Consider the following 15,035-nt stretch of genomic DNA (forward strand, 5'->3'; position numbering starts at 1 on the left):
CAAAAGTATATCTTATACCCTCATACGAATAGTACTTTATTATCCTCCTTTTATACTTTATCAGAGCTTGTTCTCCCGGCGAAATATCAGATAATGCGTATAGCTATGAATAAGATTGTGTAATATTGATTTGGATTGATGCGGGTTCCCGCAAGTAAAATTGTATTTATTTAACTCATTTTAAGTAGGATATGCTCAAGGAGATAACCCCTCTCACCTCCAGCGATTGCTTCACCATCTTTACCCGGACCAAATCCGAGTTCAACTTCCCCCTTCATTACCACGAAGAACTGGAACTCAACCTGGTGATCAACGCTAAAGGCGCGCGTCGTATAGTCGGGAGCGTTATGGAGGAAATAGATGATATCGATCTTGTACTGGTAGGTTCCAACCTGCCGCATGCCTGGAAGAACCACAAGTGTGAGAGTAAAGAGATCCATGAGATCACGGTACAATTCCATAAAGACCTCTTCGATGAAAAGATGTTACGCAGGAACCAGCTGCATTTTATCCGCGAGATGTTCGAACGTTCCAAATGCGGCATCCTCTTTTCCCGCGAAACAGCAAAGGCCCTGAGCGGCAGGTTGAAAGACCTTCAAACGCGGCAGGGCTTCGACTCCGTGATGGAACTGATGAGTATCTTACATGATCTGTCTGTATCGCGCAATGCCCGCCTGATCTCGGATGCCGCCTTCGCGCAGATCCAGCCCAGCCATAACAGCAGAAGAGTTGAAAGAGTGATCGAGTATATCAATCAGAACTTCGATAAATCAGTGCAGTTATCTGATGCAGCCAAACTCGCCAATATGACAAAGGTTTCCTTCAGCAGGTTCTTCAAGGCGCAGACAGGCATGAATTTTATCGACAGCCTGCTGGAGATCAGGCTGGGCCATGCTTCCAGGCTGCTAATAGATACAAACAGATCGATTGCTGAAGTAGCCTATCATTGTGGCTTCAATAATATTTCCAATTTCAACAGGCTGTTCAAGAAAAAGAAAGGATGTACCCCGAAGGAGTTCAGGGAGAATTATACGTATGAGAAGAGGGTGTTCATCTGATATTACTCAGCGTGTGCCCAGTCGCTCGCCTCCGGCGAGTGACTTCTAATTGTTCGCCTCCGGCGAACACCGCGTCGCCGGAGGCGAGCGACTGCCAGCCCCCAAAAAAATCGAAAAGGCCGCATTACTGCGACCTTCTCTTCATCAATATAAAAAATCAAACTGCTCTTATTTCGGATCAAGCGCCTTGTTGATATTGAACAGCAACGCAGCCCTGTGCGCTTTAGTTTCTTCGTTGGTAGAAACGGCTGTTGACAACTGGGTCTTGATCTTCTTCAGTGTATTGAGGGCTGCCGCTTTTGACACATCGTCAAATTCTTTCGCATCCAGCATGCTGCCCAGTCCACGTACAAAGATACCCTGCAGGTATTGACGGTATACGTTCACGTTAGTGCCGAGATCAGCAGCGAAGATCCCTTTTTGAAGATCATTCATAACATCTGCAACGCTGTACTGGTTTCCGTACAGGCGGCTGTTGGTGATACGCTGCAAAGTGTTCGGGTGCAGGATATGCGCCAGGGCGCCGTTGGCCTGCATTTGCAGCACATTGGCTGTTGCACGGAAGTCTTCACCAGCCTGGGGTTGGTTGAATCCACGACGCTGCATCTGCAGGTAAGGATACACCTGTGCATCGGCATCGAATGCATTGGGTGCAAACGCATATTTGGTCAGCACTTCCATCGCTTTTTTCTGAGTGGCCAGTGGTACAGGCGTGAATGGTTTGGTGGCAGATTTCTGCTCAGGGAAACTCCTGTCTACATACACACCACCAATATAGCGGCTCACAGCAGAGAACATGTTCATCCTTTGTGCGATGAGGTTGCCATAACGGGCTCTCAGCTCAGCATAGGATTGTCCATTTTTACTGTATTTGCCCACCAGCTTCGGGATGGTATTGTTCACGATCCTGAAGCGGTCTTCGGCATATGCGATGGCATCATTGGTATGGTCCATGATGTTCACGCGGGGATCGATGGCTTTACCGGGAGCGCGCATATCGTCACCATCATTACCGAAAGTGAGCTGGGGATCGGTGCTGCGGCTCAGGATCTTCTTCAGTCCTTCTGCTTCTTCGGCAGGTGAGAATTCCGCATAACCATATTCGATAGCCCAGATATCATAAGGGCCTGCTTTTGTTGTATAGTAGTCGCCCTGTTTGGATTTGTCTGCTGCGATGTTCACGGCGGGATAATCCATCACGGAACCCATTGTTCCGATCTTGTGTGTGATGGCAGTATTGTTGATCTCAGCGGGGCTCAGCATCTGTGATGCTTTCATGTTGTGGTTGAGGCCGAGTGTGTGGCCCATTTCGTGCATCACCAGGTAAGTGAGGAACTGTTTGTGCATCTCGCGCAATTCAGCGGGAGAAGCATCGGCAGCGTCCAGCATGGTAGTGCCGGCAACGAACTGTGCTTTCAGTTCCTGCGCCAGTGTACAGGTAGCGAGATGACTGTGTTTCATACCAGGCACATGCATTTCCACTTCTTCTTCTTTGGTGAAGAGATCTTTGATCATCTGCATGGATGGACCAGCTTTGAAAAGCTCATCCTGGTTGATGGTGCCGCTTCCGGAGGCCCATTCGATGGTGATGTCCGCACCCAGGATCTCCCCTGTTCTCGGATTCACGAAGCTGGGCCCGATAGCGCCATAACTCGGTTGTGCACTGGCTACCCAGCGGATCACGTTATAACGGATATCATCAGGGTTCCAGGTGGCATCGTCTGGCATGATCTTCATCTGCACGGCATTTTTGAAACCTGCTTTCTCGAAAGCCTCGTTCCATTTATGTCCAGCTTCAACGATAGCGTCGCGGTATTCAACAGGCGTAGTATTCTCTACCCAGTAAACGAGTGGTTGAACCGGCTCGCTCACGGCTGCATTGGGATCTTTCTTCTTCAGGTTCCAGCGATGGATCAGGTCCTTGTAGGGGGTTGGACTGATAGTAGTGAGATTGGTAACGTTCTCGGTGAAATAACCAACGCGCGGATCGTCCAGCCTTGGTTTGTAATCGTTCTGCGGCATTTCGATGAGCGTGTGCTGCATACGAACGCGCACATAACGGCCATCCGTAATGTCCGGACCAGACTGCGCAGTGATATTCGGATTGTCGTATGCCATATCCACTACGATATCTGTGTTATTAGGGAAAGAGCGGATGGCATGGTATTTCGATTTGGCGGGATTCAGACCACCAAGGTTGAACATCATTGCGGCAAATGGACTGGGCCCGAAATTTGGTTTCACATTGTCCATTTTTTCACTGATGAAAAGTCCGTCTGCGCTTACCAGGAAGCCGTCATCATCCTGGGCGCTTATCTTCTCTACATGGAATATGGCTTCGGGTTTGTCTACGTTCCAGGTTTTGCTCACAGCATCAGCAGGATTATAGTAGAAGTTTGTATTCACCTGTGAGAACTCCAGTTTATCAAATGCTTTCTCCACTTTGAACACGAAGGTGGTGCGGTGCATGCCCTGGTTCAGGAAGAGTGTGGTAGGTCCATTTACGGAGAAACTCTGGTAGATATAATCTTTTCCGAGCTGGCTTTTTTTGATATACAACTGCACACTGCCGGTGGCAGTATCCTGGTAGATGGTGAAGAGGCCATCTACCTTACGGCTGGTCTTCACTTTATCTTTGATCCCGGCCGGTTTTTTGGGTTTGGCGGTGTCTGCCACCGCAGCGGGAACAGGTGCTTTGTCTTTTTCTTTGTTCTTGTTCTTCTTCTGCGCATAGCTCACAAGCAGCACTGGTCCCGATAACAGAAATAATAGTAGGAGTTTTTTCATGATAAATGCCGTTTTAGTGCCACTGAATATACAAACATAACCTCAAGCAGGAGGAACAATTTGATAAATGGCTAAACGGAATTACCAGCCGCTGGCGAGTACGTCGGCGATATGCATGGTCTTCATGGGGAGACCTTTGTGACGGATGTATCCGTCCAGGTGCATGAGACAGCTATGGTCGGTTGAAATGATGCACTGGGCGCCGCTTTCGCGGGCATTGCTAATTTTCTGGTCTGCCATTCCGATGGAGATGGGCTCGAATTTCACTGCGAAAGTTCCGCCGAATCCGCAGCAGGTTTCCACATCTTTCATCTCTACCAGTTCCAGTCCTTTGACATTTCCCAATAATTTGCGGGGCTCTTCCTTGATCTTGCATTCGCGGAGTCCGGCGCAGGAATCGTGATAAGTGGCTTTGAGGTCCAGCTTCGCTCCCAGGTTTTCGATCTTCAGCACGTTCACGAGGAATTCTGAAAACTCGAAAGTCCGGTCCCGGAGGTGTTTCACATCATTGTGATGGGAGGAATTATCGAAGAGTTTCGGGTAATAATTACGAACGAAGCCTGTACAGGAAGCGCTGGGCGCCACTATGTAATCTGATCCGTCGAAGTCTTTGAGGAATTTGGTGCAGACCTCCTTGGCATCGTCCCAGAAACCTGCATTGAAGGCTGGCTGGCCGCAACAGGTCTGGTTGGAATTGTATTCAACAGTACAACCTGCTTTCTCCAAAACCTTCACCATATTGAAAGCGGTTTGGGGGTAGAGCTGATCTATGAAGCAGGGTATAAAGAGTTGAACCTTCATTTTACTGTTTGAAAGAGTTGTTCAGCGCTATCATTTTCACGGCGGTGATGGCCGCTTCTTCTCCTTTGTGGCCATGGCGGCCTCCGATTCGTTCATCGGCCTGCAGCTGGTTGTCTACCGTGAGTACGCCGAAGATAACGGGAACGGGCAGTTGCAGATTGAGTTGCAGCACGCCATCGGTAACGGCGCGGCAAACATATTCGAAATGTGGCGTATCCCCGCGGAGCACACAACCGAATGTGATAATGGCGCAGGGGCGGTTGCTCTTGTGTTTGTTGGCATCCCAGTACGCTTTTACGCCGAAAGGGATCTCGAAAGCGCCGGGCACTACAACGGTACGGATATCAGTAATGCCCTGTTCATTCAGTATGCGGATGGCGCCCTTTTCCAGCTCATCCACAACAGTAGCATTCCATTCGGTTTTCACAATAACAATACAGGCATCCTTTTGAAGAATGCCCGTATCTATTTGAAATAACTTGCTGTTACTAACTTCTGCCATATTGAATGGTTCTATTTTGTCTCACCGAGTTTAGCCATGAGCTTGTCGGCCTCTACACCGCGCGGCGTCATCGGGAAGTTCTTTTTGATCTCCTTCAGGAGCGCGATGGCATCTGCTGTCTTGTTCTGATCGGCCAGCAGTACGGCTGCACGGTAAAGGTATTCAGATGAATTGAAAGTATCATCTGCAAAAGCCTTGCCTGCTTTTTTGTAATTCTCTACAGCCTGATCTTTCTTGCCCAGTTCAGAGTAAGCATCGCCGAGAAGGCCATACACTCTTACGTTGAGTACTTCTGAAGTGGAAGAATAATCGTTCAGGTATTTAACGGCGTTGTTGAAATCCCCGATCTGGAGATAGCAGGCGCCTGCATAGAATTTAGCGAGGTTGGCAGTTTTGGTGCCACCGTATTTGCTGATCACTTTGAGGAAACCAGGATTGGCAGCGGAACCGTCGCCATTGAGAGCGAGTGCGAAAGAATCGTTCCTGAAGTTTGACTCGGCTTTCCACATGGCATTGCCGGCTTTCACGTTCTCAGGTGCTTTCACGAAATTATTGTAAGCAAAATACCCGGCTACAAGCAGCACCACGGCCAGTATTCCGATGGATACTTTTTTGCCGTTCTTCTGCCAGAACCCTTCGAAGGTATTGGCAAATCTGTCTTCAGCAGATTTTTGTACTGGCGCTGTTGTTTGTTCGGTTTGCTTTACTTCTGTAGCCATTTGGCAAGAGTTGTGTTTAAGGTTGTTTAATTAAGCAGATTAGTCCATGATAAATGGATAATCGGGTTGCATTACGATATCTTTCAGTACTTCGCTGTCATCCGGCCAGGGAGATTCCTCGGCAAATTTAACGGATGCTTCCACTTTCTCGGCCACGCGTTTATCGATGGCTTCCAGGTCTGCTTCAGTAGAGAATTTATTCTGCAGGATGGTGGCTTTTACCAGGCTGATAGGATCGCGCTGTTTGTATTCTTCCACTTCTTCCTTGGTGCGGTATTTCTGAGGGTCAGAGATAGAGTGACCTTTATAACGGTAGGTCTTGATCTCCAGCAGGGTTGGGCCATCTCCTTCGCGTGCTCTTTTCACGGCGCGGGAAACGGCTTCATGTACGGCTTCGGCGCTCATGCCATCCACTGAATCAGCGGGCATTTCATAAGCGTCTGCCAGTTTATAGATGTCCACGATGTTGGAGGTACGCTCAACAGAGGTACCCATCGCATAGTGGTTGTTCTCACAAATGAAGATCACGGGAAGTTTCCAGGTCATGGCCATGTTGAACACTTCATGGAGCATACCCTGACGGGCGGCGCCGTCGCCAAAATAGGTCAGGCAAACATTGTCTGTGCCCTTGTATTTTTCAGCAAAAGCGAGTCCTGCACCTGTACCGATCTGTGCGCCCACGATACCGTGACCGCCGAAAAAGTACTCGTTCTTTCCGAAGAAGTGCATACTGCCACCTTTACCTTTAGAGCATCCGGTAGCTTTTCCATAGAGTTCAGCCATGCAGGACTCAGGGCTTATACCTTTGGCAAGGCCCAGTCCATGATCACGGTAAGCGGTAACGAAGGGGTCTTCCTGGCGGGTAGCGGTCATACAGCCGGCTGCAATGGCTTCCTGGCCTACATAGGCATGGAAAAAACCACGGATCTTGCCTTCCATCTTGTATTTTTCCTCGGCAGTCAGCTCAAACTGACGGATCAGTTGCATCAGCTCGTACCAGTACAGGTAAGTTTCTTTTGAGAATTTAGTGGCCACAGTTCAAAAATTTGAGGGGCAAAGATAAGGGGATAAAGGGAAAAAAGGGCAATATTTGCAATTCGGTTTAATCCTTCGCAGAAAACGCTTAAAGGTTGATAACCTGTACAGTAATTTTGATCCATTGTTGTTTCTCCACTCCATATCGCTGGTACAGTTCAAGAACTATACCCACAGAGAGTTTGACTTCTCCGAAAGGATCGTAGGCATCTGCGGCCGGAACGGCGTGGGCAAGACCAACCTCCTGGACGCCATCTATTATTGCTGCTTTACCAAAAGCTATTTTGGAAGGTCAGACAATTCCCATGTACAACATGGGAGCTCGGGTTTCCGCCTTGTGGCCAATATGGAATTGCAGGGGCGTAAGGAAGAGGCCGTCTGCATACTCCGGGAAAATGGAAAAAAGGAATTTTATCTCGAAGGGGAGCTCTACGAAAAATTCGCCCGCCACGTGGGCCGGTATCCCTGCGTGATCATCGCTCCCGATGATATCCGCATCATCATGGAAGGAAGCGAAGAAAGAAGGCGGTTCACAGACGCCCTCCTCTCCCAGCTGGATGGTTTTTATCTCACACAACTCATCGATTATAACCGTGTACTCCAGCAACGCAATGGTTTCCTCAAATCCATGGCGGAAAAGAATATACGCGATACTGGTCTGCTGGATGTTTATGATCAGCAACTCATTCAGTTCGGAGAATATGTTTTCAGTAAACGAAAGGAATTCCTGGCTGAGCTGATCCCGTCTATAAAGAATTTCTATAAACAGATCGCGGCTACTGATGAAGAACTGGATCTGGAATATGAAAGCCAGCTGCTGAAAGAATCTTTCCCGCAGTTATTGCAGCGCATGCGGCAAAAAGATATATTACTGCAACGGACAAACGCCGGAGTGCATAAAGATGATCTCGATATCATGCTGAAGCAACAGGCATTCAAGAACCTGGCATCACAGGGACAGCGCAAGAGTTTATTGTTCGCGATGAAACTGGCGGAATTCGAGTTATTGAAAAAACACAAGGGCTTCACTCCCCTCCTGCTGCTGGACGATGTGTTTGAGAAACTGGATGAACACCGCATGCACAATTTACTCGCCTGGGTATGTGTGCAGAATGATGGACAAATTTTTCTCACAGATACACATGAAGAACGCATCCGCAATCACTTCGATGCGTTGAAGCAGCAATACCAGGTAATTTCATTACAGGAAGCAGAATAAGTTGTTTACCTTTGGATCATAAGTTATACGTATGGGTGAATATTCTCTGGGCGATGCCATGAAACATTTCCTGAACCGCAGCAGGATCAAAGGCTCCATTCAGGCATTACAGATAGAAGATGTATGGGAACAGATCATGGGCAAGACCATCGCTAAATACACTGAGAAGATCGAGATCCACGGAACCACGCTTTATATTAATACAACTGTTGCTCCCCTCAAACAGGAATTACTTTACCAAAAAGACCAGATTAAAACAAGGGTGAATGAATTGCTCGGTGATAATACCGTGCGGGAGGTGGTGATCAGGTGATCCACCTGCCTCATGAATTCTCTTCCGCAGACTGCTGCAGTCAACTGGTCGGTTGGCGGATTGTCGGGATAATTATTATTGAAGATTAAAAGTTTCATAAACTTCATATGCCCAACCAATTAGATTCAATTAAAATCCATTGCTTCTCTTCACAAGAGTATTCAAACTTGATATTGGCCCCACCACCGTTTAAGAAATTATAGTTTTTTCTTCGATATGAAACGTAAAAGTCTACTATGGTAATCATCAATTGATTCTTATTTAAGACTGGCAAAATTTTCCATATTCTAATCCCACGCTTTATCAACTTTCTATTTTCTTTTGCTTCAATTGAAATTGACTTAAATTTTTGTTCACTTTTGTCAGATTCTAAAATGTAAGGTTGATTATTTTGATCGATCAAATAGACATTTCCTTCTAACTGAGCCGGCTGCATTATAATAGCAGAGTCAATCATTTTTTTGTATTCATTTACACCAGACTGCCCTAAAGACGCACAGCTAATAAAAGAATAAAATAATATCAAAAGGAACTTATTCATTTCGAATCATATAGGTATCAATGTAAACACCTGGTAATAACGAATTATTGGGTCTTCACCCGCGGGTCCACAATTCCATAAAGCAGGTCTGCCAGTATCCCAATCACAATAAAGAAAAAAGAAGAAATCAATACTGATCCCATTACCACCGGAAAGTCAAGTTTTTCCAGTGCATCCACTGTTACTTTCCCGATCCCTTTCCAACCGAAGATATACTCCACAAAAAAAGCACCGGCCAGCAATTCCGCAAACCAGCCGGTAATAGCAGTAATAACAGGATTGAGCGCATTGCGCAGGGCATGACGCCAGATAACTACCCTTTTGCTCAATCCCTTTGCGCAAGCAGTTCGGATATAGTCCTGCGTAAGTACGTCCAGCATGGAGCTACGGGTAAGTTGTGTAATGATAGCCAGCGGGCGGATTCCCAGTGTAAACGCCGGCAGTATCAGGTTCTGCATACTCCAGTATCGCTCCCCTGTTGTTTCATCGATATCGAACCAGCTTCCGGTCATGTGCAGACCGGTTATATCGCTTAATAAGAAACCGAAGAGATACGCCACAACGATCCCCATAAAAAATGATGGCGCGGAAATACCGAGCACACTGGTGAACACAGCGCTTGTGTCCATCCATGTGTTTTTCTTCACGGCGGCAAGTATGCCCAGAGGAATGCCTAATGCAATCGCGATGAACATAGCTGCTATCGCGAGGATGATGGTTCCCGGCAAGGCTTCCATCAATACCGTCCACACATCTTTTTTGGTTTGATAAGAGCGGCGCAGGTACGGCACTTTCACGCCAAATTTCGTATCACCCCCCAAGAAAAAGCCTTTGAGCTGTTTCTTTTCTATATCCGCCTTTGTATGAATAGCAATGGGCGAAATATCATTGAGGTATAAAAAGAATTGTTTGTATTTGGGTTGATCCAGGTACAGTTCCTTGCGAATATTTTCCTGCGTGGCGGCATCGGCGCGTTGTCCCATGATCAACCGACTGGGATCACCGAAGCCCTGGAACAGGAAGAATACCACCACTACCACGCCCAGCATCACGAGGATGCCATAGAAGATCCGCCTGGTAATGTACTTGATCATGTTTGCAGTTGATGGTTGAAGCTAAGCAATACGAACTGATCTGCAAAACCTGGCCTATTCAGACGCAGAGAATTTCGGACTGCTGCTCTGCTGCAGGCTGTCCGGGATGGGCTCATAGGTTTGTGTGTCTGCAGGCTCCCCGGGTTGAGCGGGCAGTTCCTGCAATACTTTCACGGCGCGTTCCAGGTCTGAATAAGCCCATTTGCCGAGGATGTTTCCATTCTTCACCAGCATCAGTGTTGGATTGGCCCTGGCGGCGGTTTTGATGGCAACTGCATCGCAGGCCAGCGGCGTCATTTGGGTGAACACTTTCAGCGGGTTCTCTTTCAGTGTTTCGAAAGGAATACTGGTAACCAGGAAGGGTTCTATTTTTTTGCCTCTGGCAGTGCTGATCACAATATTCATGATGCCGGGCCAGTTACCATGTTTGTAATCATTCTTCACAAAGAGATAGAGCTGGTACTTGTCTTCCGACATCAGGGCATCGGTGGTGTCGTTACCCCAATAAGTTTTGAGGGCGAAGTCTTTGATCTTTGGTGAAGCATTTCCTTTGCGCACCACTTTATCGTATCGTTTCACGAATGTATAGATGCTGTCGTCGAAATCATCGGGGAATGATTCGGCGGTGAATTCCACTTCTTTTCCATCTTTCTTATATACAAAATTGATCACTGTGCTGTCCGGAATGGAGCCGGCAGGCGGTTTCATGCCTTCAGGGATATTGTTGCCGATCTTATAAGGCAGACAATCAACCACGGGTAAATGCAGCAGTACAAACCATTGCAGGGCGATGGTGAGCACGGTGGAGAAGAAAAGGACCAGTATGCTGTTCCGCACGCTGAGCGAGGGTTTGATACGATTACTATGAAGGAAGATGGGAATGATGAGCACCAGCAGGAAGAGGTCTTTCATGAAACTCTGGTCTGCTGTGAGAGGAATGCAATCGCCGAAGCAGCCGCATTCTCGCACTTTCCCGGAGAAAAGCGCATAACCGGTAAGGAAAGTAAAGAAGATGATCAGCAGCAGGAGCAACCAGCTGAAGAGTCGCATTTTGTAGCCCACCAGTACTGCCACGCCAGCGATGATCTCGAAAGTGATCATGAGGATGGAGAATGTGAGGGTGTAATCGTTGAGCCAGTGCATGTTCCAGATCTCGAAGAACTCCTGCATCTTATAGCTGAGACCGAGGGGATCATTGGCTTTCACAAGTCCTGAGAAAATAAATAGAACGCCTACGATAATGCGCGAAATGTTCAGGAAGGTTTTCATTGCTGTGAATATTTTCAGTGATAGAGGCCGGATTATTTGGATTTATCCCTGGTGCTTACCCTCTCTGATGAGGATAAGCGCAAAGATGGAATAGTTGATAATGTCTACATAATTGGCATCGATGCCTTCGCTGATGATGGTTTTGCCATCGTTCTGCAGGATCTGGCGGATGCGGATGAGCTTCACGAGAATGAGGTCTACCAGGCTTTCCTGGCTGAGAGAGCGCCATGCTTCGCCGTAATCGTGGTTCTTGGCTTCCATTACATTCTTCACGAAACCGATCTTCTGGTTGTACAGTCTTTCCACTTCAGCAACGGGCAGGTCTTCCACGGTGGCGTCTTTCTTATCCATCTGGATCAGCCCGATGATGCCGTAATTCACCATGGCCATGAATTCGCCGGTGATGTCCTCTCCTACTTTGTTGGTCTTTGTTTCCTGGATGGTGCGGATGCGCTGTGCCTTGATGAAGATCTGGTCCATGATGCTGATGGGCCGCAGCACGCGCCAGCTGGTGCCGTAATCGCTGGCCTTTTTCAGAAAGATATCTTTGCAGGATTGAACTACCTCGTCGTATTGCTGATTCGTCATAGTAAGAATGATGGTACCTTTAGGGCCTAAAAATAAGTAACAAAGTACAAATGTTTACACTGAATTGTTCGGGCAGGATATTGGAAATGAATAAACCAGTGGTGATGGGCATCATCAATGTAACGCCGGATTCCTTTTATAGCGGCAGCCGTGTTATGGCAGATACGGCTGTACAGCAGGCGGAGCGCATGTTACAGGATGGCGCGGGGATGCTGGATATAGGTGGACAATCAACCCGTCCGGGCAGCGAACGGATCTCTGCCCAGGAAGAAACCGACCGCGTGGCGCCAGCAATTGAAGCTATTGTAAAAGCTTTCCCTGATACCATCATTTCCATCGACACCTATTATGCGAAAGTGGCGGAAGCCGCTGTAAAAGCTGGCGCGGCCATTGTGAATGATATCAGCAGCGGTGATATGGACGATGAGATGATCACAACTGTTGGTCAGTTACGTGTTCCATATATCGCGATGCATATGCAGGGAACGCCGGATAATATGCAACAGGATCCAGTATACGAAGATGTGACCCGCGAAGTGCTGGATTATTTCATTCAGAAAATGGAATTCTGCCGGAAAGCGGGAATTAATGATATCATCCTGGATCCCGGTATCGGTTTCGGTAAGACGGATGCACATAATTTTGAACTGATACGAAACCTGAAAATATTTGGCGAGCTGGGCAAGCCGGTATTGCTCGGCATTTCAAGAAAAGGACTGATCAACAGAACGCTGGAGGTCAAAGCTGCTGAGGCGTTGAATGGCACAACAGTACTTAACACCATAGGACTAATGAACGGTGCGCATATTTTGCGGGTGCATGATGTGAAGGAAGCGGTGGAAGCGGTGAAACTATTTGAGGCGTATTCCGGCTGACGAAATTACTCAGGGTGTGCCCAGTCGCTCGCCTCCGGCGAGTGACTTCTAATGGTTCGCCTCCGGCGAACACCGCGTCGCCGGAGGCGACTAAACAAAAGTCACTCGCCGGAGGCGAGCGACTGCCAGCAGCAAAAGAAAAGGTTGCACCATGAAAGATGCAACCTTTTGCTTTATGAATTTAATAATGATTAGTGTCCTGCGTGAGGGGCTGCGCCTGGAGCCGGAGCTTCAGAACGTTTCTTCACGTCCACCACTTCGATATCGAAGATCAGGTTTTCGTTAGGCTTGATGGGGCCGCCTGGTTGTGGGTTGGCGCCGTAAGCCAGAACAGATGGGATGAGCATGCGGCCTTTGTCTCCTTTCTTGAAGAAGAGGATAGCTTCAGTCATACCGGGGATAGCGCCCTGACCAGCGGCCTGGAAGCTGAATGGCTCCATGCTGTGAGGCTGGGTTTGTTTGGTGCTGTCCATGTTGGAATCGAAATATTTTCCTTCAGTGGTATAACCAGTGTATTTGATAGACACCATATCACCGGTATCGATAGCTGCACCATTCTGAGTGGAAGTGATATGATAGTAAACGCCGTTGGGAGTTTTCTGTACAGTGAGGTTGTTCTTCTTCACGTATGCATCCAGGCCGGCAGCATCTTTCACTTTTTGTCCTTCCGCTTCTGTTTTCACGCGTGCCTGTTCTTTCATCATTTCAGCGTTGCGGTCTACTTCAGCCAGGCTGTCGCTGGTGAATACGTCGGCTACGCGGAAACTGAGAACGATCTTGTCTTTACGTTTGATGAAGGGAGGCAGTTGTGCTCCTTTCTTCAGGAGCGTATCGGGCACCAGCACTACAGTAGCGCTGTCGCCTTTACGTAGGAGAACGAAGATCTCAGCGGGGTTGTAAGTGGAGCCTACAGAATCAACCGGTGCATACAAAGGCATTTTACCGTAGTTGTCGCCAAAAGTTGTGTCACCAGATTTTTGCTGGAAGTATAATTTGAGGATATTACCACGTTTAACCACAGGCTGGTTCTTGTCGTCAGACTGGATCTTGTACATCAGACCGCTCCTGGTCTTCTTGAAAGAGCCACCGCCTGAACAGGCAGCGAAACCAAGGGCGATTGCCAGGCCACTGAGAAGAATGGTTGTTTTTTTCATGCTGGAAAATTATTAATTACTTCTTTATTGTTTTTTGTTAGATGATGTTCTTTCTTCCTGGAGAGCGGCTTCATTTTCCTGGATGGCCTGCATGAAATGCTCCACGGTTTCATCCAGTGATGCGCTGCTTCTTCCGCCGGCTGCGTTGAAGTGACCACCGCCTTCGAAATATTTCCTGGCGAATGTGTTCACATCAAAGTCGCCTTTGCTGCGGAAGCTCCATTTTCTTTCTTCATCCCTGTCTATAACGATCGCGGCCAGCCGAATTCCCTGGATGCTGAGCGGATAGTTCACCAGACCTTCGGTATCGCCGGTTTTGATCTCATAGCGCAGGAGGTCTTTTTTGGGGATAGCGATGAGTGCAGTATTGTATTCATAGAACACTTCCATGCGGTGCAGGAGTACATGGCCTATGAATCGCAACCTGTTCTCGAGATAGTTATCATAAATATGCTCATGAACTTTGGTATGGTCAAGTCCCTGGTCTTTAAAATCTGCGATCATACGGTGTACCGCTGCGCTTGCTGCAGGGAAGCGAAATGATCCGGTATCGGTCATTACGCCTGCGTAGAGGCATTGGGCCACTTCGTTGTTCACGAGATGTTTGTATCCTGCTTCCACGATGAAGTCGTAGATCATTTCACTGGTTGAGCTCTTGGTGGTATCGGAGATACCATACGCGAATGTGGGCGTATCGGGCTGTGCGTGGTGATCTATGAGGATGCGTGTAACATCGAGCGCTTTGATGATGGGCGCCATGTTCTTGGTGCGAAGGAGGATGTTGAAATCCAGGCAGAAGATCCATTCAGCTTCTTTGAGAATATCATTGGCCTTCTCCCTGGTGAGCTCGAAGTCCACTACTTTATTGCAGCCCGGCATCCAGTTGAGCCATTTGGCCCAGTTGGTTGGGGAGACCACAGTAACGTGGTGGCCCAGTTGAACCAGGAAATGATAAAGTCCCAGGGCGGATCCCATGGCGTCTGCATCAGGCTTCTGATGCATGGTGATCACCACTTTGCGTGGTGTGGTGAGCAGCGGGTATAAATCTTGGATAGGTAACATAAAACGGAGGCAAATTTG

The 15,035-nt window shown here is 47.9% G+C and carries 15 protein-coding genes; 4 read left to right on the plus strand and 11 right to left on the minus strand.

Annotated elements, in window-relative coordinates; genetic code table 11:
- Positions 1-191: 191 nt before the first annotated feature.
- A complete protein-coding gene (locus tag D9Y29_RS03340) occupies positions 192-1,058 on the plus strand; it encodes a helix-turn-helix domain-containing protein (protein WP_127125040.1) in 867 nt (288 codons plus the stop codon).
- 168 nt (positions 1,059-1,226) lie between these two features.
- Here D9Y29_RS03340 and D9Y29_RS03345 read toward each other — a convergent pair whose 3' ends face one another.
- The 5 genes from D9Y29_RS03345 to pdhA all read right to left on the minus strand — a co-directional run bounded on the left by D9Y29_RS03345 (position 1,227) and on the right by pdhA (position 6,902).
- Entirely contained in the window at positions 1,227-3,845 is a 2,619-nt protein-coding gene (locus tag D9Y29_RS03345; RefSeq protein WP_127125041.1) for a zinc-dependent metalloprotease, read from the minus strand.
- An 81-nt stretch (positions 3,846-3,926) separates the two neighbouring features.
- Positions 3,927-4,646, minus strand: a complete 720-nt coding sequence (locus D9Y29_RS03350) for a (Fe-S)-binding protein (protein WP_127125042.1) — start codon at positions 4,644-4,646, stop codon at positions 3,927-3,929.
- 1 nt (position 4,647) lies between these two features.
- Positions 4,648-5,148, minus strand: a complete 501-nt coding sequence (gene ribH / locus D9Y29_RS03355) for a 6,7-dimethyl-8-ribityllumazine synthase (RefSeq protein ID WP_127125043.1) — start codon at positions 5,146-5,148, stop codon at positions 4,648-4,650.
- Between the two features lie 11 nt (positions 5,149-5,159).
- Positions 5,160-5,867 (minus strand): tetratricopeptide repeat protein, encoded by a 708-nt coding sequence (locus D9Y29_RS03360; RefSeq protein WP_127125044.1) that lies wholly within the window; start codon positions 5,865-5,867, stop codon positions 5,160-5,162.
- A 39-nt stretch (positions 5,868-5,906) separates the two neighbouring features.
- The gene (gene pdhA, locus D9Y29_RS03365) at positions 5,907-6,902 is read right to left on the minus strand and encodes a pyruvate dehydrogenase (acetyl-transferring) E1 component subunit alpha (protein WP_127125045.1); all 996 of its coding nucleotides are present in this window, start codon (positions 6,900-6,902) and stop codon (positions 5,907-5,909) included.
- A 55-nt stretch (positions 6,903-6,957) separates the two neighbouring features.
- On the opposite strand from pdhA, the gene recF reads away from it, so the two are divergent.
- Together recF and D9Y29_RS03375 are read left to right on the plus strand one after the other, a co-directional pair.
- Positions 6,958-8,121 (plus strand): DNA replication/repair protein RecF, encoded by a 1,164-nt coding sequence (gene recF, locus D9Y29_RS03370; RefSeq protein WP_241237842.1) that lies wholly within the window; start codon positions 6,958-6,960, stop codon positions 8,119-8,121.
- Between the two features lie 31 nt (positions 8,122-8,152).
- Positions 8,153-8,434, plus strand: coding sequence for a DciA family protein (locus tag D9Y29_RS03375; protein WP_127125046.1), 282 nt, complete (start codon positions 8,153-8,155; stop codon positions 8,432-8,434).
- Between the two features lie 103 nt (positions 8,435-8,537).
- Here D9Y29_RS03375 and D9Y29_RS03380 read toward each other — a convergent pair whose 3' ends face one another.
- From D9Y29_RS03380 to D9Y29_RS03395, 4 genes are read right to left on the minus strand one after another with little or no spacing between them, the layout of a single operon-like run.
- On the minus strand, positions 8,538-8,975 hold the full coding sequence (locus D9Y29_RS03380) for a hypothetical protein (protein ID WP_127125047.1): 438 nt from the start codon (positions 8,973-8,975) through the stop codon (positions 8,538-8,540).
- 44 nt (positions 8,976-9,019) lie between these two features.
- The gene (locus D9Y29_RS03385; protein WP_127125048.1) at positions 9,020-10,069 is read right to left on the minus strand and encodes an ABC transporter permease; all 1,050 of its coding nucleotides are present in this window, start codon (positions 10,067-10,069) and stop codon (positions 9,020-9,022) included.
- A gap of 54 nt (positions 10,070-10,123) precedes the next feature.
- On the minus strand, positions 10,124-11,338 hold the full coding sequence (locus tag D9Y29_RS03390; RefSeq protein ID WP_127125049.1) for a BT_3928 family protein: 1,215 nt from the start codon (positions 11,336-11,338) through the stop codon (positions 10,124-10,126).
- 42 nt (positions 11,339-11,380) lie between these two features.
- Positions 11,381-11,926, minus strand: coding sequence for a DUF1599 domain-containing protein (locus tag D9Y29_RS03395; RefSeq protein WP_127125050.1), 546 nt, complete (start codon positions 11,924-11,926; stop codon positions 11,381-11,383).
- Positions 11,927-11,976: 50 nt separating this feature from the next.
- Here D9Y29_RS03395 and folP point away from each other — a divergent pair, with 50 nt between their 5' ends.
- A complete protein-coding gene (gene folP / locus D9Y29_RS03400; RefSeq protein ID WP_127125051.1) occupies positions 11,977-12,801 on the plus strand; it encodes a dihydropteroate synthase in 825 nt (274 codons plus the stop codon).
- A 191-nt stretch (positions 12,802-12,992) separates the two neighbouring features.
- Here folP and D9Y29_RS03405 read toward each other — a convergent pair whose 3' ends face one another.
- Both D9Y29_RS03405 and D9Y29_RS03410 read right to left on the minus strand, forming a co-directional pair.
- On the minus strand, positions 12,993-13,955 hold the full coding sequence (locus tag D9Y29_RS03405) for an FKBP-type peptidyl-prolyl cis-trans isomerase (RefSeq protein WP_127125052.1): 963 nt from the start codon (positions 13,953-13,955) through the stop codon (positions 12,993-12,995).
- Between the two features lie 24 nt (positions 13,956-13,979).
- Positions 13,980-15,017 carry a DHH family phosphoesterase gene (locus D9Y29_RS03410; RefSeq protein WP_127125053.1) on the minus strand — a complete coding sequence of 346 codons (1,038 nt, stop codon included), beginning with the start codon at positions 15,015-15,017 and terminating at the stop codon, positions 13,980-13,982.
- Between the last annotated feature and the right edge of the window lie 18 nt (positions 15,018-15,035).

The organism is Pseudoflavitalea rhizosphaerae, from assembly GCF_003991355.1.
GTDB lineage: Bacteria > Bacteroidota > Bacteroidia > Chitinophagales > Chitinophagaceae > Pseudobacter > Pseudobacter rhizosphaerae.